The following is a 23,549-nucleotide window of genomic DNA, read 5'->3' on the forward strand; positions in this document are numbered from 1 at the left end:
TGTCAGGCCTCGGCGACGGCCCGCATCGGCCCGGGGAGGTCGGAGAGGTCGGGCTCGGGCCGCGCGGCCACCTCGAGCACCGCGGCCAGGTGCCGGGGGAGGTCCTCCTCGAGGCGCACCAGGGCCTCGGCCGGCGGGGTGCCGCCGACGATGCGGCGGCGGTGCACGTGGGCGTGGGTGCGGGTGATGGCGACCAGCAGGGCGGCGGCCAGCCGGGCGTCGGTGCCGGGCAGCTGCTCCTCCACGACGGCGGCCAGGTCGCCCTCGGAGTGCGCGAGGAGCGTGCGCTCGTACTGCGCCAGGGCGGGGGACGAGTCGACCTGCGCGGCCATGGCCAGGTTGTCGGGGTCGGCCAGGGACCGGAGGTAGCCCAGGGTCTGCTCGGCCAGCTGCGCGACGAGGGCCTCGGCCGCCGTCCGGTCCCGCGTGGGGACGACCGGGCGGGTCATGGCCTCCAGGAAGGGCATGCGGCCCAGGAAGAACAGCGCCTCCTTGCTCGGCGCGTGGTTGAACACGGTCTGCACCGCCACGTCGGCGGCCTCGGCCACCTGCAGCACGGTCGTGCGGTCGAACCCCTGCTCGAGGAACAGTCGGCGGGCCTCGGTGAGGATGAGCTGCCGGGTCCGCTCGCGCTTGCGGTCCCGCCTGGTCGTCTGCACCGCCCCACCTCCTCCCGATTTCGTCCGACTTGGTCCGGACTCTAGGAGATGCCTGTGAGCCACGGCCAGCGACCATCCGATCGCGCTCCGTCCCGGGCTGCGACCATGGTCGGGTGCAGACCCCGGGCCGACGAAGGGCGCGGCGGGCGACGTCCCCGGCCGGGCCCCCCTCGCGGGTGGTCGCCCCGGGCACCTCGTCGCCCCCGGTCGCGTCCACCGGGCACACTGGCCCGGTGACCTCGCCCGACAGCCCCGACCCCGAGCCCGGCTGGGCGCCGGCCGCCGACGGCGACCGGGCCACCGACCGGGCCACCGACCGTCGTCCCTCGCTCGACCTGCTGGTCTGGGACGCCCCGAACATCGACATGACGCTGGCCACGGTCATCGGGGCCCGGCCCACGGCCGCGTCGCGGCCGCGGTTCGACGCGATCGCCTCGTGGTTCGTGGGTGGGGCCGGCGAACCCGGCCGGGACGGCGTCGACGACGTCGAGGCCTGCGTGTTCGCCAACGTGCCCCCGCAGCACGTCACCAGCCTGCGCGGCTGGGTCGAGGCCCTGCGCAGCTTCGGCTACTCGGTCTTCGCCCGGCCCAAGAGCCGCCCCGACGACGACATCGACCAGTCGATGCTCGACCACATCGAGGTCCGGGCGGCCAGCCACCGGCTGCGCCGCCTCGTGGTGTTCTCCGGTGACGGCCGCAACTTCGCCGAGCCGCTGGAGGAGCTGGCCCGCGCCGGCACCGACGTCGTCGTGGTGGCCTTCTCCGAGGTCGCCGGGTACGCCAGCTCCTCGGACCTGCTGCACTTCGTCGACATCGAGGACGTGCCCGGGGCGTTCGCGGCTCCGCTGGACCGCGTCCGCCTGGACGCCCTCCCCGTCGACGGTGCGTGGCTGCGCCCGACGAAGAGCCTGCGCGACGCCGCGGCCGCCTACGCCAGCAAGCACCCGTGACCGCGGCCGAGGGCACCAGCACCGACCCCGACACCGGCGGTTTCTCCGCCGCCGTGCCCAGCCCGCAGGAACCGGTCGACCCGGCGCCGTCGCCGGGCAGCGTGCTCGTCCCCGGCGAGACGGTCTGGCGCATCGAGCGGGCCACCCAGCACGCGGTGTTCGTCGACGCCGCCGACTACTTCGCCACGCTCAAGCAGGTCGTGCTGCAGGCGCAGCGACAGGTGCTGTTCATCGGCTGGGACTTCGACCCCCGCATCCGCCTGGACCCCCGCTCGCCGGGCCGGGGCCGCGAGGACCGGGTGGGCCGGGTGCTGGAGGCCGCCGTCCAGGCCAACCCCGACCTGTTCATCGGCGTGCTCCAGTGGGACCTGGGCATGTTCGAGGCGCTCGGCCGGGGGCTGGTGCCCATCGTGCTGCTCAACCGGCGCACCTCCGACCGGTTCCAGATGCGCGTCGACGCCCACCACCCGTTGGGCGGGGCGCACCACCAGAAGATCGTGGTGGTCGACGACTGCCTCGCCTTCGCCGGCGGCATCGACGTGACCGCCGACCGGTGGGACACCTCCGACCACCTCGACCGCCAGCGTCACCGGCACCGGCCGCGGTCGCCGCGCACCACCCAGCCCTGGCACGACGTCACGAGCCTGGTGTCGGGGCCCGCGGCCAAGGCGCTCGGCGAGCTGGCCCGGCGGCGCTGGGCGGCCGGCACCGGCGAGCAGCTCGACCCGGTCGACGGCGTCGAGCACTGCTGGCCCGAGCAGGTGCCGGTGCTGCTGTCCGACGTCGACGTCGCCATCTCCCGCACCCGCCCGCAGCACCGGCAGTGGGAGCTGGTGCACGAGATCGAGGACCTCTGGCTGGCCATGGTCGCCAGCGCCACCACCGCGGTCTACATCGAGAGCCAGTACTTCGCCAACCGCCGGGTGGCCGAGGCGATCGCCGCCCGGTTGCGGGAGGCCGACGGCCCGGAGTTCGTCGTGGTCAACCCCGAGACCGCGGACGGGTGGCTGGAGGAGAAGGCGATGGGCACCGCCCGCGCCAAGCTGCTGGGCATGGTCCGCGAGGCCGACGCCCACGACCGGTTCCGCATCTACGTGCCGGTCACCGACCAGCGCAACCCGGTCTACGTGCACGCCAAGGTGTGCGTGGTCGACGACCGCCTGCTGCGCATCGGCTCGTCGAACCTGAACAACCGCTCGATGGGCCTGGACACCGAGTGCGACCTGACCATCGAGGCCGCCGCCGACGACCCCCGTCGCGAGGAACGGGCCACCGCGGTGCTGGGCATGCGCGACCGGCTGCTGGCCGAGCACCTCGGGGTGGGACCGGACGACGTCGCCGCCGCGGTGGCCGAGCACGACGGGTCGTTGATCGGGGCCGTGGAGAGCCTGCGCCGGGACACCGGCCGGTCGCTGCGGCCGTTCCGGCCACCGCGCCAGGGCGTGCTGGAGACCCTGCTGGCCGACACCGAGCTGCTGGACCCCGAGCAGACGCCCAACCGGGCGCAGCGGGTCATCGCCCGCGTGCAGCGGCACGGCAAGCGGCGCACCCGCGCCTGAGCCGCCACCCGGCTCGGTTAGGGTGCCCTCACATGAACGGGCACCCGACCACCGCGGCCGGCCTGCTGCGCCGTGCGCTCCGCCGGCACCCCCGCCGGCTGGGTGCGGCCACGCTGCTGCTGTCGCTGCACCAGGCGTGCGAGGCGCTGGTGCCGGTGGCCATCGGGGTCACCATCGACCGGGCGGTGAGCACCGGCTCGGTGCCCGCGCTGGTCGCCTCCCTCGGGGCCACCGCGGTGCTGTTCGTCGTCCTGTCGCAGGCCTACCGCTACGGCGCCCGGCACGTGGTGGCCGGGTGGTTCACCGAGACCCACCTGCTGCGCGTGGAGGTCGCCGCCCGGGTGCTGGACCCGCACGGTCTGCAGGGTGCCCCGCCGACCGGTGAGCTGCTGAGCACCGCCACCAACGACGCGGAGCGGGCCGGCCGGGTCATCGAGGCGGCATCGCTGGTGGTGGCGGGCACCACGGCCCTGCTGGTCTCGGCGGTCGGCCTGCTGGCGATCAGCGTCCCGCTGGGCATCGGCGTCCTGGTGGGCACGCCGCTGCTGGTCGGGCTGCTCCAGCTGCTGTCGCCGTGGCTGACCCGGCGGACCGCGTCGCAGCAGGCCGACCTGGCCCGTACCGCCGGCGCGGCCACCGACCTCGTGCGGGGGACCCGCGTGCTGCGCGGCATCCGGGCCGAGGACGCCGCGACCGACCGCTACCGGCGGACCAGCGCCCGGGCCCTGGCCTCGACGCTGCGCGCCGCGGGGGCGGTCGGCACCTACCGCGGGGCGACCGTGCTGGGCAGCGGCCTGTTCGCCGCCGCCGTGGCCGGCGTGGCCGGGGCCATCGCGCTGGACGGCGGCATGACGGTCGGCCAGCTGGTGACCGTGGTCGGCCTGGCCCAGTTCCTGGCCGAGCCGGTGGGTCTGCTCGGGTTCGCCGGGCAGAAGGTCGCCGAGGCGCGCGCGTCCGCGGCCCGGGTGGTGGGCGTGCTGTCCGCCGAGCCGCTGCACCCGCCCGGCCCCGTGCCGGCGCCCGGGCCGGGTGCGCTGACCCTGCCGCAGGTGGGGTTCCACGTGGAACCGGGTGCCGTCGTCGGTGTCGTGGCACCCGACCCGGCCGACGCCGAGGACCTCGTGGCGCTGCTGGGCGGCCGCCGTCCGGTCACCCCGGGCGAGCTGCTGCTCGACGGGGTCGACGTCGCCGGCCTGGACCCGGCCGGCGTCCGGGCGCGGCTGCTGGTCGAGCCGCACGCCGTGGTGCTGTTCGAGGGCACGCTCCGCAGCGCCGTCGACCCGGCCGGCACCGCGCCCGACGACGACGTGCTGGCCGCGCTCACCGCGGCCGGCGCCGCGGACCTGGCCGACCTCGAGCTCGCCGTGACCGACCGCGGCCGTTCCCTGTCCGGCGGGCAGCGGCAGCGGGTCGCACTGGCCCGGGCCCTGCTGCGCCGGCCCGAGGTGCTGGTGCTGCACGACCCCACCACCGCGGTCGACGCGGTCACCGAGGAGGACATCGCCGAGGGACTGGGCCGCGTGCGTCGCGGCCGCACGACGCTGCTGGTCACCAGCAGCCCGGCGCTGCTGGGCCGTTGCGACCGGGTGCTCGTGCTGCGCGGGGGTCGGGTGCACGCCGACGGCACGCACGGTGCGCTCTCGGCCGACCCCGGCTACGCCGCGGCGGTGCTGCGGTGAGCGCCCCGCTGCTGCCCGTCGCCACCGGACGGCGGGCGGGTCGCGTCGTGGGTGAGCTGCTGCGCGAGCACCCGGTGGCCGGCGCGGCGGCCGCGGTGTCCGCCGTCGCCGCCGCGGCCGCGGGGCTCGCCGCCCCCGCCGTGCTCGGGCGGTTGGTCGACGCGGTCGACACGGGTGGGGGCTCGGTGTGGCCCTACGTCTGGGCGCTGCTGGGGGCGGCGGTGCTGGCCGCCGTCCTCACCGGCATCTCGACGGTGCTCGTCGCGCGGCTCGGCGAGACCCTGCTGGCCCGGCTCCGCGAGCGGGTGGTCGACCGGGCGCTGCACCTGCCCTCGGCGACCCTGGACCGGGTGCGCGGCGGCGACCTGCTGTCGCGGGTCGGCGACGACGTGGCGAAGGTGGCCGAGGCGGTCGGCAGCGCGCTGCCGCAGGTGGCCGGCGCCGGGCTCACGGTGCTGCTCACGCTCGTCGGCCTCGGCGCCCTCGACTGGCGGTTGGCGCTGGCCGGACTGCTCGCCCTGCCGCTCTACGTCCTCGCGCTGCGCTGGTACCTGCCGCGCTCGGCGCCGCGCTACGCCGCCGAGCGGGTGGCCCTCGGCGAGCGGTCGCAGGCGCTGGTGGCGTCGGTGCAGGGCGCCGACACCGTGCACGCCTACGCCGACGAGGCCCGTCACCGTGCGGTGGTCGACGACCGGTCCGCCCGGGCCCTGGCCATCACCGTCGACGTGTTCCGCCTGTTCACCGACTTCGGCTGGCGGATGAACCGCGCCGAGTACGTGGGTCTGGCCGCCGTCCTGGCGGTGGGGTTCACCCTGGTGCGTGCCGGCGACGTCACGGTCGGCGCGGTGACCACCGCGGCGCTGCTGTTCCACCGGTTGTTCGGCCCGCTGGGGCTGCTGCTGTTCACCTTCGACGACGTGCAGTCCGCAGGCGCCTCGCTGGTGCGCATGGTCGGCGTCGCCGACCTCCCCGAGGTGCCCCCGGGCACCCCGGTGCGCACCGCGGCCCGGCCCGCGGTCGAGCTGCGCGGCATCGGCCACGGCTACGGCGGTCCGCCGGTGCTCGTCGACGTCGACCTCACGATCGCGCCCGGGGAGCGGGTCGCCCTGGTCGGGGCGTCGGGGGCGGGCAAGACGACGCTGGCCGGGGTGCTGGCCGGGGCGCTCGAGCCCACGGCCGGCCAGGTGCTGGTCGACGGCGTCCCGGTGGCCGACCTGCGCGACCACGTCGGCCTGGTCAGCCAGGAGGTGCACGTCTTCGCCGGCACGCTGGCCGACGACGTCCGGCTCGCCCGGCCCGGGGCCGGCGACGCCGAGGTGGCGGCAGCACTGCGCACGGTCGGGGCGGGGTGGGCGCAGGCACTGGGCTGGGACACCCTGGTCGGCGACGGCGGGCACGAGCTCACCGCGCCGCAGGCCCAGCAGCTGGCGCTGGCCCGGCTGGTGCTCGCCGACCCCCCGGTCGCGGTGCTGGACGAGGCCACCGCGGAGGCGGGCAGCGCGGGCGCCCGCGACCTGGAGGAGGCCGCGCTGGCCGCCACCGCCGGCCGGACCACGCTGGTGGTCGCCCACCGGCTCACCCAGGCCGCCCGGGCCGACCGGGTGGTGGTGCTGGCCGCAGGTCGGGTGGTCGAGCAGGGCACCCACGCCGAGCTGGTCGCCGCGGGCGGCCGGTACGCCGACCTGTGGTCGGCGTGGACCGCCCGCGGCTGACCCGCAGCTGCTCGCCGACGGCGTGGGCGGCGCGGTCCCGGTCTGCGTCCCGGTGCCGTCGGGGTGGCCCGGTCCGGGTCGCCGGGCGTCCCTGGTCGGATCGTTGCACCGGGATGGGCTGAGACGCACCGGATCGAGGGCAGCGAGCAAGACCCGTGGCTCGACTGCGTCGTCGCCCGGTCCGACCATGGAGTGCACGACCTCCCCGCGCAGCAGGCCGGGGTGGCGTCAGGTGCCGCGGCCTCGTGCCGCGGCCTCGAGCCGTGGCAGGAGGAGCGGCATGACCGCGTTCGTGGGTGTGCAGGACATGGCGCGGCTGCTGGCCGCCACCGGTGTGGGCCCGGCGATCGCCCAGGTCGCCGAGCGGGTGCACGCGGACTTCGTGCGCTGGGCCGAGTTCGACAAGACCTCGCGGGTGGCCAGCCACTCGCCGGTCGGTGTCATCGAGCTGATGCCCACCAGCGACGGGCAGCGCTACGGCTTCAAGTACGTCAACGGCCACCCGACCAACCCCGAGCGCGGCTTCCAGACCGTCACCGCGTTCGGCGCGCTGGCCGACGTCGACACCGGCTACCCGCTGCTGCTGGCGGAGATGACGCTGCTCACCGCCGTGCGGACGGCGGCGACCTCCGCGGTGGCCGCCCGCGCGCTGGCCCGGCCGGGGTCGCGGCGGCTGGCCCTGGTCGGCGCCGGCAGCCAGGCGGAGTTCCAGGCCTGGGGGATGCGCACGGCGCTCGGCATCACCGACCTCGCCGTGTTCGACCCCGACCCGGCCGCCGTCGCCACGGTGGTGCGCCACCTGGAGCCGGCCGGGTTCACCGTCACCGTGTGCGCCACACCGGGCGAGGCGGTGCGCGGCGCGGACGTCGTCACCACCTGCACCGCCGACAAGGCCCGGGCGGTCGTGCTCGACGCCGCCGACGGCGCCCCCGGCACCCACCTCAACGCCATCGGCGGTGACTGCCCGGGCAAGACCGAGCTGCCCGTCGAGCTCGTGCGCACCGCGAGCGTGTTCGTCGAGTTCGAGCCGCAGACCCGCGTGGAGGGCGAGATCCAGGCGCTGCCGGCCGCTTCGCCGGTCACCGAGCTGTGGGAGGTGCTCACCGGTCGCCGGCCGGGCCGCACCTCGGCGCAGGAGATCACCCTGTTCGACTCGGTCGGGTTCGCCGTCGAGGACTTCAGCGCGCTGTGCTGGCTGGCCGACGCGGTGCAGGGCTCACCCTGGTCGACCGACCTGGACCTGGTCGCCGACCCGGCCGACCCCAAGGACCTCTTCGGCCTGGTCGCCGCGGCCGGGGCCCCGCTGCCCGCCTGACCCGATCGGGCGAGGCCTCTTCTGCGGGGTGCAACAAGGTGCCACACTGCCGGAGTCGGGTGCTCCCGGGCTCGAGAAGTGGGCCCGGGGCACCTGACCTGGTCTAGCGGCAGGAGCCGACCGAGATGCCGTGTGCGGTGAGCCAGGGGACGGGGTTGCGGCGGTCGGCGTAGAGACCGCCGTAGTGCGTCTCGACGTGCAGGTGCGGCCCGGTGGACTGGCCCCGGTTGCCCACGGTGGCCACCTGCTGGCCGGCGGACACCACCTGCCCCGGACGCACGGTGAAGGTGTCGACGTGCCCGTAGAGGGTGACGACGCCGTCGGCGTGCTGCACGTAGACGGCCTGGCCGAACCCGTTCGCCGGGCCGGCGTCGAGGACGACCCCGCCGTCGGGGGTGTGGATCGGCGTGCCGATGGGCGCGGCGATGTCGATGCCGAAGTGCGTCGTGCCCCACCGGGAGCCGTAGCAGGAGGTCACCCGGCCGGCCACCAGCGAGCCGGCGCCGGTGGCCTGCACGCTGACCTCGGCGACGGCCTCGGCGGCTGCCGCCTCAGCTGCCTCGGCGGCGTCCTCGACCCCTTGCGCCTCGAGCAGTGCCGTCTGCGCGGCGAGCAGCTGGGCGTCGAGGTCGGCCTTCTGCGCGCTGACCGCGTCGAAGGACTGCTGGGCGGCGGTCACCTGCTGCTGGGCGAGGGCGTCGGCCTCGGCGGCGGCCGTGGCGGCCGTGCTGAGCGCGACCACGGCCTCCTGGGCGGCGGTGTCGGCGAGCTGTTCCTGGTCGCGCACCAGCTCGACGGCCTCCAGCCGCGAGGCGCGGTCCCGGCCGAGCTGCTCCAGCGTGGCCGCCCGCTGCAGGACGTCCTCGGGGCTGTCGGCGTCCAGGAGCACCTCGGCGGTGCCGAAGCTCTGCTGGCCCATGAACGCCTCGCGGCCCAGGGTGGCGACGTCGGCCTCGGCGGCCTCGGTGTCGGTCTGGGCCTGCTCGAGCAACGCCGCGGTGGTGGCCTGCGCGGCCTGGGCGGTGGCCAGCTCCGCCTGGGCGATGCGGTCGGCGTCGGCGGCGGCCTCGGCCAGCACGGTCGACCGGGACAGCTCGTCCTGCGCGGCGGCGACCTGGGCGGCCACCCGGTCGACCTCGGCCTGCGCGGCGGTGACCGCGGAGGCGTCGACGGGGGCGGCGGTGGCGGGGGCAGCAGCTGCGGCGAGCGCCACCACTGCCCCGGCGACGAGGACGGGCAGGCGGCGACGCATCGTCACGACGCTAACCGAGGGTGACCCCCGATGTCACGGTCGGGTAACGAAGACCCAGGTCAGGCCAGGCTGCCCCGCGGGCTGGGGGTGCCCCCGTGCACGGGGACGCCGGAGGCCAGCCGGGCCCACACGTGCTTGCGCCCGCCCTGGCTGGACCAGCCGTGCTCGACCGACAGCTGCGCGACCATGGGCAACCCCATGCCGCCGAAGGCGGGGTCGCGGTCGACCGCCGGCACCGGCGGCCGGTCGACCGCCTCGTCGGACAGGCTCAGCACCCAGCCGTCGTGGCCGGTGGCCACGATGACCGCCTCGACCAGACCCCCGCCGTGCCGCAACGCGTTGGAGGCCAGCTCCTCGAAGGCCAGCAGCAACCCCTCGCGGGCGTCCTCGGTGGAGGAGGAGGCGAGGGAGGGATGGGCCAGCCGGGCTCGCAGGTCCATCCGCACCCGGGAGGCGTCGTGCACGCTCGGTAGCTGCCAGCGCCAGACGTCGCCCGGCATGTCGGGGACCGGCGCCTGCGGCCACGAGCGGTCGGGGTGCACGGGTGGCGTCCTCCTCTCGGGCGTCGGGGCACCGGTCGGTGCGGTCGTGCCCATCCTGACCGACACGGTCCGGACGCGCAGCCGGAGGCGGCGGGGGAGACTCCTCCCGTGACCCTGCCGGAGGAGCTCGAGGGGCTGCAGCAGCGCGTCGCCGGGCTGCCGCTGGCGCTGGCGACGCCGTCCCGGGACGCAGCGGTCCGGGCCGTGCGCTCGGTCGTCGACCAGGTCGAGGACTACCTGCTGCCCCGCCTGCGCGACCTCGACGCCCCACTGCTGGCCGTGGTCGGCGGGTCGACCGGGGCGGGGAAGTCGACGTTGGTCAACAGCCTGCTGGGCGAGCAGGTCAGCACGGCCGGCGTGCTGCGCCCGACCACCCGCACCCCGGTGCTGGTGTGCGCCCCCGCCGACCGCGGCACGTTCGCCGACGGCCGGGTGCTGCCGGTGCAGGTGACCGTGACCCCCGCGCTGCCCCCCGGCCTGGCGCTGGTGGACGCCCCCGACGTCGACAGCGTGGTGGAGAGCAACCGCGACCTGGCCGGTCAGCTGCTGGCCGCCGCCGACCTGTGGGTGTTCGTGACCACCGCGGCCCGCTACGCCGACGCGGTGCCGTGGGACCTGCTGAGCACCGCCGCCGAGCGGGGCACGGCGTTGGCCGTCGTCCTGGACCGGGTGCCGCCCGAGGCGGTCGAGGAGGTCGCCGCCGACCTCACGGGCATGCTGGCCCGCGCCGGGCTGGGGTCGGCCCGGTTGTGGGTGGTGCCCGAGGTCCCGCTGCGCGACGGCTTCCTGCCCGAGGAGCAGGTGGCCCCGCTGCGCGGCTGGCTGCACGAGCTGGCCGCCGACGCCGGTGCCCGGGCCGAGGTGGTGCGGCAGACCCTGGCCGGTGCGCTGGCCAGCCTCGACGAGCGGGTCGCGGGCATCGCCGCTGCCGGGGACGAGCAGGTCGCGGCGGCCGGGGCGCTGCGGGCCGCCGCGGACGCCGCCACCGCACGGGCGGCCGCCGCCGTCGACGAGGGCGTGCGCAGCGGCACCCTGCTGCGGGGCGAGGTGCTGGCCCGCTGGCAGGAGTTCGTCGGCACCGGCGAGTGGATGCGCTCGCTGCAGGCCGGCATCGGGCGACTGCGCGACCGGGTCACCGCCGCGGTCACCGGGCGCACCACCCCCGCCGAGGACCTCACCGGTGCGCTGGAGAGCGGCGTCGAGCACCTGCTGCGCTCGGCCGCCGAGACCGCGGCCGAGGAGACCGTCACCGCCTGGCGGGCCCTGCCCGGCGGGGCCGCGCTGGTGGCCGGCCGGGAGCGCGAGCTGGCCACCGTGGGCTCCGGGTTCACCGAGGCCGCCGGCCGCACGGTGCGCGACTGGCAGGGCGCGGTGCTCGAGCTGGTGCGCGGCGAGGGCGCCGGCAAGCGCACCCGGGCCCGGGTGCTGTCGTGGGGGGTCAACGGGGCCGGGGCGGTCGTGATGGTCGCGGTGTTCGCGCAGACCGCCGGACTGTCCGGTGCCGAGGTCGCGGTCGCGGGTGGGACGACGGTCGTGGGCCAGCGGGTGCTGGAGGCCGTGTTCGGCGACTCGGCCGTGCGCCAGCTGGCCGACCGGGCGCGCCGCGACCTCGACGAGCGCACCGCGGCCCTGCTGGCCGCCGAGCGGGCCCGCTTCACCGAGCTGCTGACCGGCACCGCCACCTCCGAGGACGTCGCCGGCGTGCGTGCGGCGGCCGAGGCGACCGCCCGGGCCCGTGGCTGACCTGGCCACCCGGCTCGCCGGGCTGCGGGAGGCCGTCGAGCTGGCCGAGGGGCGGCTGGCCGTGCCCGAGGTGGGCCGCGCGCGGGCGCTGCTGGCCAAGGCCGGTGCCCGCCAGGCCCTGGGCGAGGCCACCGTGGTCGCGCTGGCCGGCGCCACCGGCAGCGGCAAGTCCACCCTGTTCAACGCGCTGTCCGGCGCCGAGGTCAGCACGCCCGGCGTGCGTCGGCCGACCACCGGGGTGGCCCACGCCACCGTGTGGGGCGACCCGCAGGACGCGCTGCTCGACTGGCTCGAGGTACCCCGCCGGCACCGGCACGACGCCGACCCCGCCCTCGACGGCCTGGTGCTGCTGGACCTCCCCGACCACGACAGCGTGCGGCTCGAGCACCGGCTGGAGGTCGACCGGCTGGTCGAGCTGGTCGACGTCCTGGTGTGGGTGCTCGACCCCGAGAAGTACGCCGACGCCGCCGTCCACGACCGCTACCTGCGGCCGCTGGCCGGGCACGCCGGCACGCTGCTGGTGGTGCTCAACCAGGCAGACCGGCTGCCGGCGGCCGACCTCGAGGCCTGCCGGGCCGACCTGCGCGGGCTGCTGGACGCCGAGGGCCTGGCCGAGGCCGCCCTGCTCACCGTCAGCGCCCGCACCGGCGCCGGCCTGCCCGAGCTGCTGGCCGGGCTCGCCGACCGGGTGGCCGCGCGCCGGGCGGCCACCGAGCGGCTGACCGCCGACGTCCGCGGGGCGGCTCGGGCGTTGCAGGTGCACTGCGGGACGGCGGCCGACGTCCGGGCCGACGAGCGCGGCCTGACCCGGGCGCTGGCGAGCGCGGCCGGGGTGCCGGCGGTGGTGGCGGCGGTCGAGCGCTCGACGGTCAGGGCCGGGACGGCGGCGACCGGCTGGCCCGTGGTGCGGTGGGCGGGCAAGCTGCGCCCGGACCCGCTGCGCCGGCTGCACCTGGGCGACGCGGCCGCCCGCAGCTCGCTGCCCACCCCCGGGTCGGTGCAGCAGGCAGCGGTGGCCACCGCGGTGCGGCGGGCCCGCGACGACGCCGGCGAGGGTCTGCCCCTGGCGTGGTCGGACGACCTGCGGCGCACCGTGGAGGTGCACACCGAGCGGCTGGCCGACCGGCTCGACCAGGCGGTCACCGGCACCGACCTCGGGTCCGGGCGCACCCCGCTGTGGCAGCGCGGCGTCGGGGCCCTGCAGTGGGCGGTGACCGCGGCCGCGCTGGTCGGGGCGCTCTGGCTGCTCGGACTGGTGGTGCTGGGCTGGCTGCAGCTCGACGACGTCGTCCCGCTGCCCAGGGTCGAGGGCCTGCCGCTGCCCACGCTGCTGCTGGTCGGCGGCCTGCTGGCCGGCCTGCTGCTGGCCGTGCTGGCCCGGCCGTTGGTCGGCGTCCGGGCCCGGCGCCGGGCGCGGCGGGCCGGCCGCAGACTGGAGCAGGCGGTCGCCGAGGTCGGCCGCACCGAGGTGCTGGCCCCCCTGCGGGAGACCGCCGAGGACCACGTGAGCTTCTGCCGAGCCCTCGAGCGGGCGGCCGCCTGACCCGCGGCCGGAGCTCGTGCGGGCGGTCAACCCGAGGGCGGGACCACCGGCGCGGTCGGGCCAGCCGGTGGCACGGACTCCGGCGGCATGCCCGAGACGTCCAGCCGCAGCAGCAGACCGGTCATCTCCAGCGGCCCGGTGACGATGCGGCTGGTGGCGATGACCCGCACGTGCTTGTCGGCCGCCTCGGGGTGCTGGCTGACCCACACCAGGGCGGTCACCCCGGCCGATCCGAAGAACACCACCTCGGAGAGGTCGACCACCAGGCGCCGGGGCGCTCGCCGCAGGGCCTGCAGCAGCTCGTGCTGCAGGGCCGGGCCGTAGGCGGCGTCGAGGGTCCCCGCGACGTGCGCGACCAGCTCGCCGTCCCCGCTCTCGGCGGTGGTCAGCGAGAAGCCCCCGTCGCCGTGCCCCTCCACGAGGAGGTCAATGTGCCACCGGGGGGCGCGGCAAACCTGGGTCGTGACCACATCGTGATCCGCTCCGACGTGCAACGGGTGGGGCTGGTGTGACACGGTCGATGCCGTCCAAGAAACGGATCGGGGCGTTCCCGGTTTCCCGACCGGAGGTCACCGGCACATGTGGCAGTACCTCGTCGACCGGCGCGAGCTGATCGCCTTCCAGGCCTACCAGCACGTCAGCCTGGTCGTGCAGTGCGTCGTCCTGGCCACCGTCCTCGCCGTCGGGCTGGCCGTGCTGGCCTACCGCAGCCCCCGCATCACCGGGCTGGCCAACGGCGTGTCCGCGATCGGGCTGACGATCCCGTCCTTCGCCCTGCTGGGCCTGCTGCTGGCGCCCTTCGGGTTCGGCATCACCCCGGCGGTCGTCGCCGTGGTCTTCTACGCCGCGCTGCCGGTGCTGCGCAACGCCGTCGTCGGCCTCGCCGGGGTCGACCAGTCGCTGGTCGAGAGCGCCCGCGGCATCGGCATGAGCCGGCTGGCCACGCTGTGGCGGGTCGAGCTCCCGCTGGCCTGGCCGGTGATCCTGGCCGGCGTCCGGGTGTCCACCCAGATGGTCATGGGCATCGCGGCCGTCGCCGCCTACGTGCTGGGCCCCGGGCTCGGCAGCCTCATCTTCTCCGGACTCTCCCGGCTGGGCGGCGCGAACGCGCTCAACGCCACGCTCGTCGGGACCATCGCGATCGTCCTGCTGGCCCTCGTCCTGGACGTGGTGCTGGTCGGGATCGGTCGCCTGACCACCTCGAGGGGCATCCGTGTCTGAGTCAACGCCGACGACCACCGTGGCCGAGGAGCGCACCGTCAGCGGGGTGTCCATCCGGCTGGAGGGGGTCACCAAGCGCTACCCCGGCCAGGACGTGCCGGCGGTCGACACCGTCGACCTGGACATCCCGGCCGGCCAGACGGTCATGTTCGTCGGGCCCTCGGGTTGCGGGAAGACCACGCTGCTGAAGATGCTCAACCGGCTCATCGAGCCCAGCGGCGGCAAGATCTTCCTCGGCGACGAGGACGTCACCGGCCAGGACCCGGACACGCTGCGCCGCCGCATCGGCTACGTCATCCAGGCCGGCGGCCTCTTCCCGCACATGACCGTCGGCACCAACATCGGCCTGGTGCCGGGCATGCTCGGCTGGGACAAGAAGCGCATCGCCGAGCGCACCGACGAGCTGCTCGACCTCGTCGGCCTGGACCCCGACGTCTACCGCGACCGCTACCCCAAGGAGCTCTCCGGCGGGCAGCAGCAGCGCGTCGGCGTGGCCCGCGCGCTGGCCGCCGACCCGCCGGTGCTGCTCATGGACGAGCCCTTCGGCGCGGTCGACCCGATCACCCGCCAGCGGCTGCAGGACGAGCTGCTGCGCATCCAGGAGGAGCTGGGCAAGACCATCGTCTTCGTCACCCACGACTTCGACGAGGCCGTGAAGCTCGGCGACAAGATCGTCGTGTTCGACGTCGGCGCGCGGGTCGTGCAGTACGACACCCCCGAGGCGATCCTGGCCGAGCCGGCCGAGGACTACGTGGCCGACTTCGTCGGCGCCGGCGCCACCCTCAAGCAGCTGACCCTGGCCCGGGTCAGCGACACCGAGCTGCACACCCCGGTCACCGCGACCGTCGGTGAGGCCAGCGCCGCCGTGGTCGCCCGCGCGGAGGAGGCCGGCGAGCGCTACGTGGTCGTCGTCGACGGCCGCGGCCGGCCGGTCAGCTGGCCGTCGGTCGCCGAGCTCTCCCGCACGACGTCGGTCCCCGGCGGGCGGGACGAACGGCTGCCCGTGGTCGGCCTGCGGTCGACCCTCAACGACGCGCTCGACGCCATGCTGGCGGCCAGCCAGGGCGGCGTCGTCGTCACCGGACGGCGGGACACCGTGGCGGGCGTGCTGGTCGTGGAGCAGGTCATGGCCGCGATCCAGTCCACCCGCAGCGAGGTGCGCGGGTGACCGTCACCGCCGGGGCCGAGGACACCCGCGAGCAGGCCGAGGACGCCCCCACCCGGCGGCGCGGCCGCGACGTGCCGTGGCGGGCGCTGCTGCTGCAGCCGCTCCTGATCGCGGTCGCGGTCGTGGCGTTCGCGGTCTGGCGGGCCAACGCCGAGCTCAGCGACGCCGAGGCGCGGCCGCTGGGCTGGGACGCGCTCTCCGGCACGATCGTGGACCACCTCGAGCTGGTCGCGGTCTCGGCCGTGGTCGTGCTGGTCGTCGGCATCCCGCTGGGCGTGCTGCTCACCCGCGGGCCGTTCCGGCGGGCCACCCCGCTGGTGCTCGGCGTGGCCAACACCGGCCAGGCGGCACCGGCCATCGGCCTGTTCGTGCTGCTGGCGACCTGGCTGGGCTTCGGCTTCCGCTCGGCCGTCGTCGCGCTGGTCCTGTACTCCGTGCTGCCGGTGCTGAGGAACACGATGGTTGGCCTGCAGGGTGTCGACGCCCGGCTGGTCGAGGCCGGCCGCGGCATGGGCATGAGCGCGCTGGCCGTGCTGCTGCGGGTGGAGCTGCCACTGGCGGTGCCGGTGATGCTCTCCGGCGTCCGCACCGCACTGGTCCTGCTGGTCGGGACGGCGACGCTGGCCACGTTCATCGACGGCGGCGGGCTGGGCCTGCTCATCACCACCGGCGTCAACCTCGACCTGGACTCGTTGCTCTACAGCGGCGCGCTGCTGGTGGCCCTGCTGGCGCTGGCCGTCGACTGGGCGGGGCGGGTCGTGGAGACCATCGCCCGGCCGAAGGGACTGTAGATGAGACGCGTCGTCGCCGCCCTGCTCACCGCGCCGCTGCTGCTCGCCGGGTGCGGGCTGCAAGCCGCCAACCAGTACACCCCCGAGGCCGAGCCCGGCACCATCCAGCCGGTCGCCGGCAGCGAGGGCGTCCAGCTGGTCGTGGGGGCGAAGAACTTCACCGAGCAGCTCATCCTCGGCAAGATCGCCGTCATCGCGCTGCAGACCGCCGGGTTCGACGTCCTCGACCGGAGCAACATCCCCGGCTCGGTCCCGGTGCGCGTCGGGTCGACGTCGGGTGAGTTCGACATGAACTGGGAGTACACCGGCACCGCCTGGCTCACCTACCTCGGCATGGCGGAGGGCATCCCCGACCGCGAGGAGCAGTACGAGGCGGTGCGCGAGGCCGATCTGGCCAACGGCCTGACCTGGCTGCCGCCGGCGGAGATGAACAACACCTACGCCTTCGCGATCCGCAGCGAGGCCGCCGCCGACCTCGGGGTGAGCCGGCTGTCCGACATCGCCAATCTGCCGGTCGAGGACCGCACCTTCTGCGTCGAGGCCGAGTTCGCCAGCCGCAACGACGGGTTCGTGCCGATGCTCGAGGCCTACGACCTGCCGCTGGGCAGCCCGGACGGCGTGCCCCGCGACAACGTCTCGACCCTCGACACCGGTGCGGTCTACACCGCCACCGACCAGGGTGCCTGCAACTTCGGCGAGGTCTTCACCACCGACGGCCGCATCGAGTCCCTCGACCTCACGGTGCTCGAGGACGACCGGCAGTTCTTCCCCGCCTACAACGTGGCGCCGGTGATCTACACGCAGACGCTCGAGGCGCACCCGGAGGTGGCCGACGTGTTCGCCGAGATCACCCCGTTGATCACCGACGACGTCATGATCGAGCTCAACCGCCGGGTCGACGTCGACGGCGAGGAACCGGTCGACGTCGCGCTGGACTGGATGCGCAGCGAGGGTCTGGTCTCCTAGGGGGGTGCCCGACTTCGACGACGTCGCCGACGAGCTCTACGCAGTGCTCCCGGCGGAGTTCGTCGGGGCCCGCACCGACGCCGTCGCCGAGGCCAAGCGCACCGACAAGGCCCTGGCCCGGCGCATCGGGGAGCTCGGCAAGCCGACGCTGGCCGCCTGGACGGTGAACCTCCTGGTCCGCGAGGCCGGTGACCAGGTCACCGAGCTGGTCGACCTGGGCGACCTGCTCCGCCGCGCGCAGGACGACCTCGACCCCGACCAGCTGCGCGCCCTGGACAAGCAGCGCCGGCAGGTGGTCCGGGCGCTCGCGCGCGAGGCCGGCAAGTTCGCCCGCCGGGCGGGGCACCCGGTGAGCGACCAGGTGCTGGTGCAGGTGGAGGAGACGCTGAAGGCCGCCGTCGCCGACCCGGCCGCGGCCGAGGTGGTGCTGGCCGGCCGGCTGACCGGGGCGCTGACCTACAACGGGATCGGGGCGCCGTCGGAGACCACGACGACGACCGGGCGCCCGCCCCGCCGTCCGACCGCTCCGTCCGAGCCGCCCCCGCCGCCGGTGGACCTCGGCGCCGCCCGCGCAGCCAAGGCCGACCGGGCCGCCCGCCGCGAGGCGGAGGAGAAGCTGCGGGCCGCACGAGCCACGCTGCGCGCCGCCCGCACGGCCGTGGACGACGCCGTCGGCGAGCTGGACCAGGCCACCGCCGCCGCACGCGAGGCCGCGCAGGCCGCAGCCGCCGCGGGCACGGCCCGGGACGACGCGCGCGCCCGGGTCTCGGAGCTCGAGGAGGCGCTGGCCCAGGCGCGCGAGCGGGCCGGACAGGCCGACGACGAGGCGGCCACCGCCGAGCGCGGCGCCGAGCAGGCCGACGCCGACCGGGCCGCCGCCGAGGAGGACCTGCAGCGCGCCGAGGCCGACCGCGACCGCGCCCAGCAGGTGGTCGACGAGCTCACCTGAGCGTCCTGGCCGATCAGTTGATGATCTCGGCGCGTTCCACGTGCAACAACGCGGCCATCCGGTCGCGCCAGCCCTGCAACGCCTCCGGGGTCAGCCGGGGCCAGTCCTCGACCTCGCGCACCACCCGCAGCGGGTCGGTGCTGCGGTAGGAGCGGGTCGGGTTGCCCGGGAACTTCTTGTCGGTGACGTTCGGGTCGTCCTCGAACGGGCCGGTCGGCTCGACCTCGTAGACGTGCGGGACGGCGGAGCCCGAGACCAGCTCGACGGCGATCTCGGCCGCCAACCCGGCACCGTCGACCAGTGCGGTGAAGTAGACGTGGTTCATCGTGATCTCGGGCCGGTAGTTCGACGGCCGCCCGGCGGTGAGCAGGTCGCCCGGCCGCAGCGCGGCGGCGGTGCCGTGGAAGAAGGGTCCGGGGTCGTCGGCGGCAGCCATGCCGACATGCTCCCGCCGGCGGGCCGCGTGCGGTAGGCCGACGTCGTCCTGGTGGTCAGGCCACCGGCCGGCCCGGGCCGCCCCGAGCACCGGGCGGGGGCTGCTCGGCCAGCAGGTCGCCGAGCACGGCGACCTGCCGGGCCAGCTCCCGACGTCGTCCCTCCAGGCGCTCGACCTCCTCGCGCAGCCGATCCTGCAGGTGTCCGGTGCGCTCGTGGGCCGGGGCGTCGAGGCAGGGCAGCAGGTCCTTGACCACGGCCGTGCCCAGCCCACCGGCCAGCAGGTGCTGGATGGTGATGACCCGGTCGACGTCGGCCGCCTCGTACACCCGCTGGCCCGACGGTGAACGCGCCGGCCTCAGCAGACCGACGTCCTCGTAGTGCCGCAGCGAGCGCGGGCTGGCGCCCGAGAGCGCGGCCATCCGCCCGATCCGCACCGCGACCTCCTTGCCCCTCACACCGGTGTGAGGACCGATCCTGCCCGCATGGGACAGAACCGTGTGCACCAGCTCCGCGTCGTCGTGGAGGCCCCCGACTTCGACGAGGCGCTCGTCTTCTTCCGCGACGTCCTCGGCCTGCCCGAGACCGCCGCCTTCGCCGCGGGCGGGGACGAGCGGGTCGCAATCCTCGACGTCGGCCGGGCGACGCTCGAGCTGGCGACCCCGAGCCACAAGGTGGCCATCGACCGGGTCGAGGCCGCGGGCCGGCCCAGCCCGCCGATCCGGTTGGCGTTCGAGGTGCTCGACACGGCTGCCGAGACCGATCGGCTGGTCGACGCGGGCGCCGAGCTGGTGGCCGAGCCGGTGCGGACGCCGTGGCGGTCGATCAACTCCCGGCTCGACGCGCCGGCCGGCCTGCAGATCACCCTGTTCCAGGAGACGGCGGTACGCCGTCCCGGGCGTCAGGCCCCGTAGGAGCTGATCCGGTCGACGAGGAACTCGACGGCTGCCTCGCTGTCCACGGTCTCGGCCACCGCGACGCCGTGCTCGGCGACCGACCGGTGGTCGACCAGGGTCTGCCCGCGGGCCGCCCCCAGGGTGGTGTCGACGACGACGTCGCGCCGCACGGTGCCCAGGGTGCCGGGCGTGATCGCCTCGGTGAGCGCCAGCGCGTCGTGCACGCAGACGCCGTCGATGCCGTAGCTGTTCCGCGCGGAGTCCACGTACTGCTGCAGCACCGCGGCGGCGGTGGCGCCGACCCGGCCGCCGGCGTCGCGGAACCGGTCGATGCCGGCCTGGGTGAGCACGGTGGGCAGGGTGACGTCGAGGCCGACCATCGTCACCGGCAGGCCCGACCGCAGCACGGCCTGCGCGGCCTCCGGGTCGGCCCAGGCGTTGAACTCCGCGGCCGCGGTGACGTTGCCGCCGCGGGTGGCCGACCCACCCATCCACACGACCCGGCCGATGCGGGCCGCGGCCTCGGGGAAGACGTGCAGCAGCAGGGCCAGGTTGGTCAACGGGCCGATCGGGGCGACGGTGACGGTGCCCGGCTCGTGGGCCATCAGCAGGTCGGCCAGCGCCACGACGGCCGGGCGCGGGTCGACCGCGGCGGGGGAGGCCGGCAGCTCGACGCCCCCGAGCCCGGCCGCGCCGTGCACGTGCCCGGCCCGCTCGGGCAGCGGGTGCACCAGCGGGCCGGCGGCGCCGGCGGCCACCGGTACGTCGCTGCGCCCGGCCAGGTGCAGCACCCGCAGCGCGTTCTCCGTGGTCTGGGCCAGCTCGACGTTGCCGTGCACCGCGGTGACCAGTCGCAGGTCGACCTCAGGGCTGGCCAGGGCGAGCAGGATCGCGAGCGCGTCGTCGATGCCGGGGTCGGTGTCGATCACGAGGGGGGTGCGCGGGGCCACGGGTCAGAGCCTGCCCCACTACGATGGGCGCCGTGCACCAGGGCATCGACGACTTCGCGATGCCCGACCCTGCGCAGGTCAGGGAGGCGACCGACCTGCTGCGCATGCTGTCGGACCCCACCCGGTTCTCGGTGCTGTGGGCGCTGGCCCAGGGTGAGAGCAACGTGGCCTGCCTGGCCGAGCTGGCCGGCACCTCCGCGACGGCGGTCAGCCAGCACTTGTCCAAGCTGCGGCTGGCGGGCCTGGTCTCGGGCCGCCGCGAGGGCACCTTCGTGTACTACACCGTGGCCGAGGGGCCGCTGGGTGCGCTGCTGGTCCAGGCGCTGCGCGCGGTGGGCGCCGACCCGCGCGCCGTCCGCCGTCCCTGACCCCGCCCGTCACACGCGACACGCCCGCCCCACCGGCACCGCGCCGAGGTCATCGACCGCGCCGCGCCGGCCGACCTGCGGAAACACCGTTCCGGGTCGACATGTGGGCCGGTTGAGGGGCGGGTCACCGGTCGGCGACACGGCGTGCGCAACGGTTCGGTCACGCGCACTCCAGGACGTGTCCCGGAGTGCCGGCCCCGTGCGTCCCACGGGTCACTCTTCTCCCTGACCGCAGTCCCTTCCCCGGCTGCGGTCCACGCTTCGAGCAGGAGAGGAGAGACCCATGTCCGAGACGCTGCAGTACCCGGTCATCCGGCCCAGCAGCGCTGCTCGGCTGCGGGCAGCGGACACCGACGGACGGCACGGGCGCGCTGTCGAGCTGACCAGCCTCACGTCGGCCGAGCGGGTGGCCCGGGCGCAGGCTGCGGTGGCGGCGCACCAGACGTTCACCGTCGCCCGCCTGGTGCCGGCCCCCGCGCGGCGGCCGGGCTCGCCGGCCCGCCTGGTGGCCTGGATCCGTGCCGGTGTCCACCGGCTCGCGTCCTGGGGTGCCGGGCCCGACGGCGAGAACCTCGCGTGGGGTCCGCCGGCTGCCGCCGCGCTGGCCGCTGCTGTCGCCCGGTCCGAGCCCGCGCTCCGGCACCGCGCACCGGACGACGACGACCCGGTGCCCATGCGGGAGCTGCCGAGCACGCCGACCCGTCCCGCGACCGACGCCGTGCCCGTGTGCCGGCACCGCGCACCCGACGACGACGACCCCGCGCCGATGCGGGAGCTCCCCGGGCCGACGACGCCCCGGCCCGCCAGCTCGGCCCGCGCGCTCCCGGCAGCGACCCCGGCGCGCCGGGTCGCCACCCCCGCGCTGGTCCCGGCGTCCCGTCCTGCGGTGCGGACGCGGCGTCGTGCGGTGGTGCGGGGGGTCGCCTGGACCTCGTGCGCCTCGGGGTCGGGCAGCCTGCGCCCCAGTGGAGGGGCTCGTAGGTTGGACCGGTGTTCACGACCCGCCCCGAGCTCGCCGGCACCTTCGGCATGGTCGCCTCGACGCACTGGCTCGCCAGCTCGGCCGGCATGGCGACGCTCGAGGCCGGCGGGAACGCGTTCGACGCCGCTGTCGCTGCCGGCTTCGTCCTGCACGTCGTCGAGCCGCACCTCAACGGCCCGGGTGGCGAGGTCCCGATCGTCTTCGCCCGCGGCGGGAGCGGTGGGTTCGCGGGCCGGGCCGCCGTGCTCTCGGGCCAGGGGGTCGCCCCCGGCGCAGCCACGATCGATGCGTTCGAGGCACTCGGTCTCGAGCTGGTCCCCGGTACGGGCCTGCTCGCGGCCACCGTCCCCGGTGCTGTCGGTGCCTGGCTGACCCTCCTCCGCGACCACGGCAGCCTGCCGCTGGACGCCGTCCTCCGCTACGCGGTCGAGTACGCCGAGTCCGGCCACCCGCTCTCCCCACGGGTGGCAGCGACCGTCGCCTCGGTCTCCGAGCACTTCTCCACCCACTGGCCGACCTCGGCCGCCACCTGGCTCGCCGCCGACGGAGCTCCTCCGGCAGCGGGTCGCCTGTTCCGCAACACAGCTCTCGCCTCCACCTACCGCAGGCTGCTCGACGCAGCGCGCGGACCCTCCCGGGAGGCAGGCATCGATGCGGCGCTCGCGGCCTGGTACTCCGGATTCGTCGCCGATGCGATCGACGTGTTCTCCCGGCGCCCCGTGCGCGACGACTCCGGTCGCGACCACGCGGGCTTCCTCACCGGGCACGACCTGGCCAGCTGGCGGGCGGTGTACGAGCCCCCGGTCACGACCGACTGGCGAGGGTGGGACGTCTCGAAGGCCGGGCCGTGGTCCCAGGGACCGGCGCTGCTGCAGACGCTGGCGATGCTGGACGGGGTCCCGGGGCTGGCGCCGGGCGAGGGAGCAGGGCAGCAGGCGCCACCGGCCGAGGTCGTCCACGCCACCGTCGAGGCGGTCAAGCTGGCCATGGGCGACCGCGAGGCCTGGTACGGGGACGTGCCCGACGTCCCGCTCGACCACCTGCTCGACCCGCAGTACACCGCCGCGCGGCGGGCGCTCCTCGGTGACACCGCAAGCCTGACCTTGCGGCCCGGTGCACCGGACGGGCGCCCGCCCCGGCTCCCCCGGCACGTGACGAACCCGTCCGGGTCCTTCTCCGCCGGTGCGGGCGTCGGCGAACCGACCGTCGCCCGCACCGGCGAGCACATCACCGAGCGCGACGGCACCACCCGGGGCGACACCTGCCACGTCGACGTCGTCGACCGCTGGGGCAACGTCGTCTCGGCCACCCCCTCGGGTGGCTGGCTGCAGAGCTCGCCGACCATCCCCGAGCTGGGCTTCCCGCTCGGCACCCGGGCCCAGATGTTCTGGCTGGACCGCGGTCTGCCCAACTCCCTGGCGCCGGGCAAGCGGCCGCGCACCACGCTCACCCCGACGCTGGCCCAGGACCGCTCCACCGGCCGCTGGCTGGCCTTCGGCACCCCGGGCGGGGACCAGCAGGAGCAGTGGCAGCTGTGCTTCTGGCTCGCGCACACCGTGCGCGGCCTGGACCTGCAGGCCGCGATCGACGCCCCCGCCTGGCACACCACGGCGTTCCCCTCGTCGTTCTACCCCCGGGAGACCGTGCCCGGCGAGGTCGTCGTGGAGTCCAGGGTCGGGGACGACGTGGTCGCCGACCTGCGCCGCCGGGGGCACACCGTGGTCGTCGCCGACGCCTGGTCGCTCGGCCGGCTCTCCGCGGTCAGCGCCGACCCGAGCACGGGCCTGCTGACGGCGGCGGCCAACCCCCGCGGCATGCAGGGCTACGCCGTCGGCCGCTGACCCGCCCGCCGGGGCAGCAGCCGCAGTG

The 23,549-nt window shown here is 76.0% G+C and carries 22 protein-coding genes; 15 read left to right on the forward strand and 7 right to left on the reverse strand.

Annotation, left to right across the window (positions count from 1 at the left end; genetic code table 11):
- Positions 1–2 precede the first annotated feature (2 nt).
- A complete protein-coding gene (locus TEK04_RS08325; RefSeq protein ID WP_336403861.1) occupies positions 3–659 on the reverse strand; it encodes a TetR/AcrR family transcriptional regulator in 657 nt (218 codons plus the stop codon).
- 233 nt (positions 660–892) lie between these two features.
- Here TEK04_RS08325 and TEK04_RS08330 point away from each other — a divergent pair, with 233 nt between their 5' ends.
- From TEK04_RS08330 to ocd, 5 genes are all read left to right on the forward strand, one after another.
- Positions 893–1,609, forward strand: coding sequence for an NYN domain-containing protein (locus TEK04_RS08330; RefSeq protein WP_336403862.1), 717 nt, complete (start codon positions 893–895; stop codon positions 1,607–1,609).
- Positions 1,606–3,168: a phospholipase D-like domain-containing protein gene (locus TEK04_RS08335; RefSeq protein ID WP_336403863.1), complete on the forward strand. Its 1,563-nt coding sequence runs from the start codon at positions 1,606–1,608 to the stop codon at positions 3,166–3,168. Before TEK04_RS08330 ends, TEK04_RS08335 begins: the two co-directional genes overlap by 4 nt.
- A gap of 32 nt (positions 3,169–3,200) precedes the next feature.
- Positions 3,201–4,847 carry an ABC transporter transmembrane domain-containing protein gene (locus TEK04_RS08340; RefSeq protein WP_336403864.1) on the forward strand — a complete coding sequence of 549 codons (1,647 nt, stop codon included), beginning with the start codon at positions 3,201–3,203 and terminating at the stop codon, positions 4,845–4,847.
- Positions 4,844–6,559: an ABC transporter ATP-binding protein gene (locus TEK04_RS08345; RefSeq protein WP_336403865.1), complete on the forward strand. Its 1,716-nt coding sequence runs from the start codon at positions 4,844–4,846 to the stop codon at positions 6,557–6,559. The genes TEK04_RS08340 and TEK04_RS08345 overlap by 4 nt, the downstream gene beginning before the upstream one ends.
- A 280-nt stretch (positions 6,560–6,839) precedes the next feature.
- Entirely contained in the window at positions 6,840–7,874 is a 1,035-nt protein-coding gene (ocd, locus tag TEK04_RS08350; protein WP_336403866.1) for an ornithine cyclodeaminase, read from the forward strand.
- A gap of 103 nt (positions 7,875–7,977) precedes the next feature.
- Here ocd and TEK04_RS08355 read toward each other — a convergent pair whose 3' ends face one another.
- Positions 7,978–9,126 (reverse strand): M23 family metallopeptidase, encoded by a 1,149-nt coding sequence (locus tag TEK04_RS08355; RefSeq protein ID WP_336403868.1) that lies wholly within the window; start codon positions 9,124–9,126, stop codon positions 7,978–7,980.
- Positions 9,127–9,185: 59 nt separating this feature from the next.
- Entirely contained in the window at positions 9,186–9,668 is a 483-nt protein-coding gene (locus tag TEK04_RS08360; RefSeq protein ID WP_336403869.1) for an ATP-binding protein, read from the reverse strand.
- A 108-nt stretch (positions 9,669–9,776) separates the two neighbouring features.
- Between TEK04_RS08360 and TEK04_RS08365 the strand changes: the two genes are divergently transcribed.
- Positions 9,777–11,411: a GTPase family protein gene (locus TEK04_RS08365; RefSeq protein ID WP_336403870.1), complete on the forward strand. Its 1,635-nt coding sequence runs from the start codon at positions 9,777–9,779 to the stop codon at positions 11,409–11,411.
- On the forward strand, positions 11,404–12,954 hold the full coding sequence (locus TEK04_RS08370) for a GTPase (RefSeq protein ID WP_336403871.1): 1,551 nt from the start codon (positions 11,404–11,406) through the stop codon (positions 12,952–12,954). The genes TEK04_RS08365 and TEK04_RS08370 overlap by 8 nt, the downstream gene beginning before the upstream one ends.
- 26 nt (positions 12,955–12,980) lie before the next feature.
- Here TEK04_RS08370 and TEK04_RS08375 read toward each other — a convergent pair whose 3' ends face one another.
- A complete protein-coding gene (locus tag TEK04_RS08375; protein ID WP_336403872.1) occupies positions 12,981–13,373 on the reverse strand; it encodes an STAS domain-containing protein in 393 nt (130 codons plus the stop codon).
- A gap of 160 nt (positions 13,374–13,533) precedes the next feature.
- Between TEK04_RS08375 and TEK04_RS08380 the strand changes: the two genes are divergently transcribed.
- From TEK04_RS08380 to TEK04_RS08400, 5 genes are read left to right on the forward strand one after another with little or no spacing between them, the layout of a single operon-like run.
- Positions 13,534–14,175, forward strand: a complete 642-nt coding sequence (locus TEK04_RS08380) for an ABC transporter permease (RefSeq protein WP_336403873.1) — start codon at positions 13,534–13,536, stop codon at positions 14,173–14,175.
- Complete coding sequence (locus tag TEK04_RS08385) at positions 14,168–15,343, forward strand: ABC transporter ATP-binding protein (RefSeq protein WP_336403874.1); 1,176 nt, start codon at positions 14,168–14,170, stop codon at positions 15,341–15,343. Before TEK04_RS08380 ends, TEK04_RS08385 begins: the two co-directional genes overlap by 8 nt.
- Positions 15,340–16,134 (forward strand): ABC transporter permease, encoded by a 795-nt coding sequence (locus tag TEK04_RS08390; protein WP_336403875.1) that lies wholly within the window; start codon positions 15,340–15,342, stop codon positions 16,132–16,134. Before TEK04_RS08385 ends, TEK04_RS08390 begins: the two co-directional genes overlap by 4 nt.
- Complete coding sequence (locus tag TEK04_RS08395; RefSeq protein ID WP_336403876.1) at positions 16,135–17,100, forward strand: glycine betaine ABC transporter substrate-binding protein; 966 nt, start codon at positions 16,135–16,137, stop codon at positions 17,098–17,100.
- Positions 17,101–17,104: 4 nt separating this feature from the next.
- A complete protein-coding gene (locus TEK04_RS08400; RefSeq protein WP_336403877.1) occupies positions 17,105–18,049 on the forward strand; it encodes a hypothetical protein in 945 nt (314 codons plus the stop codon).
- Between the two features lie 13 nt (positions 18,050–18,062).
- On the opposite strand, the gene arr is transcribed toward TEK04_RS08400, so the two are convergent.
- Both arr and TEK04_RS08410 read right to left on the reverse strand, forming a co-directional pair.
- On the reverse strand, positions 18,063–18,485 hold the full coding sequence (gene arr / locus TEK04_RS08405; RefSeq protein WP_336403878.1) for an NAD(+)--rifampin ADP-ribosyltransferase: 423 nt from the start codon (positions 18,483–18,485) through the stop codon (positions 18,063–18,065).
- Positions 18,486–18,540: 55 nt separating this feature from the next.
- Positions 18,541–18,921, reverse strand: a complete 381-nt coding sequence (locus TEK04_RS08410) for a MerR family transcriptional regulator (protein ID WP_336403879.1) — start codon at positions 18,919–18,921, stop codon at positions 18,541–18,543.
- Between the two features lie 48 nt (positions 18,922–18,969).
- Between TEK04_RS08410 and TEK04_RS08415 the strand changes: the two genes are divergently transcribed.
- Complete coding sequence (locus TEK04_RS08415) at positions 18,970–19,398, forward strand: VOC family protein (RefSeq protein WP_336403880.1); 429 nt, start codon at positions 18,970–18,972, stop codon at positions 19,396–19,398.
- On the opposite strand, the gene TEK04_RS08420 is transcribed toward TEK04_RS08415, so the two are convergent.
- Positions 19,386–20,330 carry a nucleoside hydrolase gene (locus TEK04_RS08420; protein ID WP_336403881.1) on the reverse strand — a complete coding sequence of 315 codons (945 nt, stop codon included), beginning with the start codon at positions 20,328–20,330 and terminating at the stop codon, positions 19,386–19,388. The genes TEK04_RS08415 and TEK04_RS08420 overlap by 13 nt on opposite strands.
- Positions 20,331–20,362: 32 nt before the next feature.
- Here TEK04_RS08420 and TEK04_RS08425 point away from each other — a divergent pair, with 32 nt between their 5' ends.
- Together TEK04_RS08425 and TEK04_RS08430 are read left to right on the forward strand one after the other, a co-directional pair.
- On the forward strand, positions 20,363–20,698 hold the full coding sequence (locus tag TEK04_RS08425) for an ArsR/SmtB family transcription factor (protein ID WP_336403882.1): 336 nt from the start codon (positions 20,363–20,365) through the stop codon (positions 20,696–20,698).
- A gap of 990 nt (positions 20,699–21,688) precedes the next feature.
- Positions 21,689–23,521 (forward strand): gamma-glutamyltransferase family protein, encoded by a 1,833-nt coding sequence (locus TEK04_RS08430; RefSeq protein ID WP_336403883.1) that lies wholly within the window; start codon positions 21,689–21,691, stop codon positions 23,519–23,521.
- Positions 23,522–23,549: the final 28 nt, after the last annotated feature.

It is taken from the genome of Klenkia sesuvii, assembly GCF_037083825.1.
Classification (GTDB): Bacteria; Actinomycetota; Actinomycetes; order Mycobacteriales; family Geodermatophilaceae; genus Klenkia; species Klenkia sesuvii.

Excerpts from the sequence above, each read along its gene's own strand:
- TEK04_RS08340 (WP_336403864.1), top strand. The coding sequence starts at position 3,201 with ATGAACGGGCACCCGACCACCGCGGCCGGCCTGCTGCGCCGTGCGCTC.
- ocd (WP_336403866.1), top strand. The coding sequence starts at position 6,840 with ATGACCGCGTTCGTGGGTGTGCAGGACATGGCGCGGCTGCTGGCCGCC.
- TEK04_RS08355 (WP_336403868.1), bottom strand. The coding sequence starts at position 9,126 with ATGCGTCGCCGCCTGCCCGTCCTCGTCGCCGGGGCAGTGGTGGCGCTC.
- TEK04_RS08380 (WP_336403873.1), top strand. The coding sequence starts at position 13,534 with ATGTGGCAGTACCTCGTCGACCGGCGCGAGCTGATCGCCTTCCAGGCC.
- TEK04_RS08395 (WP_336403876.1), top strand. The coding sequence starts at position 16,135 with ATGAGACGCGTCGTCGCCGCCCTGCTCACCGCGCCGCTGCTGCTCGCC.
- arr (WP_336403878.1), bottom strand. The coding sequence starts at position 18,485 with ATGGCTGCCGCCGACGACCCCGGACCCTTCTTCCACGGCACCGCCGCC.
- TEK04_RS08415 (WP_336403880.1), top strand. The coding sequence starts at position 18,970 with ATGGGACAGAACCGTGTGCACCAGCTCCGCGTCGTCGTGGAGGCCCCC.